The 3172-nt window shown below is 38.2% G+C and carries 2 protein-coding genes and 2 pseudogenes; all 4 read right to left on the reverse strand.

Annotation, left to right across the window (positions count from 1 at the left end; all coding sequences use genetic code 11):
- Positions 1-979, reverse strand: a pseudogene (locus PVV63_RS10085) (hypothetical protein); the annotation flags it as partial.
- Between the two features lie 844 nt (positions 980-1823).
- Positions 1824-2087 (reverse strand): annotated as a pseudogene (locus PVV63_RS10410) (YadA-like family protein); the annotation flags it as partial.
- Positions 2088-2273 (reverse strand): hypothetical protein, encoded by a 186-nt coding sequence (locus tag PVV63_RS10095; RefSeq protein ID WP_273791737.1) that lies wholly within the window; start codon positions 2271-2273, stop codon positions 2088-2090.
- Between the two features lie 137 nt (positions 2274-2410).
- A partial coding sequence (locus tag PVV63_RS10100; protein ID WP_273791738.1) for a YadA-like family protein occupies positions 2411-3172 on the reverse strand: 762 nt, incomplete at its 5' end.

Here is a 3172-nt window from a genome sequence, read left to right on the forward strand (position 1 = left end):
CCAGTGCCTCAGGACCTATAGCTATCGAATAATGATTAAACGTATTTGCCTCACTACCTATAGCAATACTATACCGCGCCTCCTTTGCTGCAGATGCATTGTAACCAAGAACAATCCCCTTTTCTGCATAATCCTTCGCGCCGTAACCAAGAGCCATTGCATAATTACCACTTGCAAGTACTCTATTTTTTTCGTCGATATCCTGTGCGTTAGATCCAGGAATAGCTCCAACACCACCAATTGCAATGCTAAAAAGGCCTTCCGTTTTTGCCCCCCGCCCCAAAACAACAGCGCCATATGAGCCTTGAGGTGATTCTGCCATATAACCAACAAGAACATTCCAACCGTCACCAGTTTTTGCACCATATCCTATAACGACAGAACCGAATGTATTTATCGTACCAGCATGAATAGACGTATTGTCACCAATAGCAACAGCCCACTTGCTTGCTCCCACATCAATCCCATCACCCAAAATAGTATTGTTGCCTTCAGCACGTTGCATTCCTGCAGTTCCACCCCGCAAAAGGTCAGAAACATTAACAGGCGTTGCACTTTCATAATTCTCTGAAAACTGTTGAGCTGCAGAGCTATCACGAATAAGCGATCGCGGACTAATGAGAGACTTTTTATATTGCTCGTCTGTATCTAAGGTTCTGATCAATAAATTTTTGCTATCGTCCGCAAGAACATTTACGATAGGACTCTTATCTCTCTTACCAGAAAGGGTTTTGGTTAAAAAATTTGCGTAATCATCAGAAGCATTCAAACCAGCAACAGAGAGAAGGCTTTGTGGATAAGATACACCAGCACTTTTTACACCTTCAAGAAATGTGTTTCTAAAATCAGGATTTGCTGAAAAAACAGGCGTAACATTCGATAAGAATGTAGCCGCTATAGCCAACGAAAGAACTTTAACAAAAGAAAAACGAGAACGTTTTAATTCACTCGCAGCTTGTGGGGCATATAATTTTTTCATAACAAACTCTCCAATGAAAAAACTTAAAAACACCTCCAAAACATAAAAAAGACACATTTTAGCATTATTGATGTCTTTGGAATTCAGAGTAGACGATCATTGCTTAGAGTGTGAACATTTTGAGTCTTTAGTCTTGTTTTGTTTGTGCTCTCTGTATTGAGACCTAAATGTTTGTGTTTTTGATTATGTTTTGTGGACATAAAGATAACACATTTAGAGTCTAAGGGTTTTAGTGTGCTGTTTTTTCCTAACTAAAAAAGAGGCCTTGTATATTTAATATTACTTTTTACTTGGTAGTGGTGACTATAAAATCCTTTGTACTAGGTTTTAGTATGTATTTTCCTAATTATAGACTTTATTTTTATTAGAAAGCATGGTTTTGTTAATAATAAGTAAAGTAAAAAGAAATTGTAATATGTCCGGAATATAGTTTTCCTTGGATAACTGGCTTTTTAGTTGGATTTTTTCTTTTTAATATATCATATAATGATATATGCGCGGTCCCGTGGTGTACCTTTTATCTTTACGCACTACTTATCCCCCCTTTGAAAGTTATTTTATCAAAATGAGTCTTACTAATATACATTCCCATACAGCTATAGGCTGTTCAAGAAAATAGCAACATAAAAATATAGCTTTTTAGCAATATGGATTCTACTGTGATCTTTTTTCAACAAAATATAGAAAAATCTTCATAAAACCTCACAGTTTATAGCCTCATCAAATATTATGCTTATCTCTAGATAAATACTGTGCGTCTGTAAAAAATATTCACCCTCATTTAATAAAATAAGAATAAATGTTGTTAAAAGAATCCCTTGCTATCATCAACGCAGCTTTAATCTTAAGCCAACATCTCTTCTCTAATCTCCGCAGAACTCGTTGCGGATATATTAGAGCAAATAAAGCCATCCTCTGATATATAACCAGCACCAAGAGCAAATGCGGATTGTCCACGCCATGCGCCGCTACCAAATGAGACACTCAAAGATCCTGGCTCGTCGAAGTAACGTAGGTTGGATACTGCTAAACCAACGGCGGCTGCTTGCCTTGCCTCTTTCCGTACGCTCTTAATATCATAACTAAACGTTTCAAATTTTATATCGGTTTAGGATTTCGACTCGTTAACACCATTACTCATCGCATTATCCTTGGATTCAGAAAAATATTTATCTACATATTTGTTCGCATCATCAAAAACTGTCTTAATCTGCTGCTCACTGTCATCTAACAACCACCAACCAGCCCCCTCCACGACTTCTGTCAAATTTGCGTAAAACACACCACTCTTCACACGTTTTCTCTTTCTTTATTTTCAACATTAATGCTGGCACTGTTATTTGTGGGAACCGTTCTTTTAATCGTGCAACCCTTTTCGCCCCTGTCTTGTATAGACAGGAGCATTTTTGAAAATAATCGTAGTGAATTTTATTAATTTAGAGTTAAGCTTAATCCTACACCTACACCCCAGCGCCCTCCGGCACTTGTCACAGATAGACTAGAGCGAATATTTCCATCTTCAGATGTATAACCAGCACCAAGAGCAAATGCGGACTGATTGAGCCATATACCACTACCAAGTGCAACACTTAACTTTCCTGGTGCATCATTGTAACGTAAGTTGGACACCGCTAGACCAATAGCAGCAGCTTGTCTTGCTTCTTTCCGAACATCCTGAATAGCATAATTCAACGTCTCAAACTTTATATCCGTATAGGATTTCGACTCGTTAACAGCATCATTGACAAGACTACTAACTTTCTCATCCGTATACTTATTGGCATCTTCAAGAACTATCTTCATCTGCTCTTCAGTATAATCATGCAACTGACCGCCATTAACAGCTTGCTGAGAACCTGTTTCAATCTTGCCTGCCGCTACATTGTCTATCATAACAGGTTCGCTGTCATTGCCTCCTACTAACGTAATGCTATTGGTCTTTTTCCCATCACTATCTTTGTCATAGGAAACAACGCCATCTGTTACGGCTACTTCAATATCTTTCACATGTTGATCTATCGTATCTACTTTGTCTTCAACCTCTTTTACCCTCTCATTCGTACTCCAAAGCTGACCACCATTAACAACTTCTTGCGAGCCTTCTTCTATCTTACCATCCAATACATTCGTAATCTTACTCGACTTACCATCATGCTTCGCATCATACGCGCCTTCTTCTTCATTCCAATTCAA

Origin of the sequence: Bartonella sp. CM31XJBT, assembly GCF_028618555.1 — a bacterium.
Taxonomy (GTDB): Bacteria; Pseudomonadota; Alphaproteobacteria; order Rhizobiales; family Rhizobiaceae; genus Bartonella.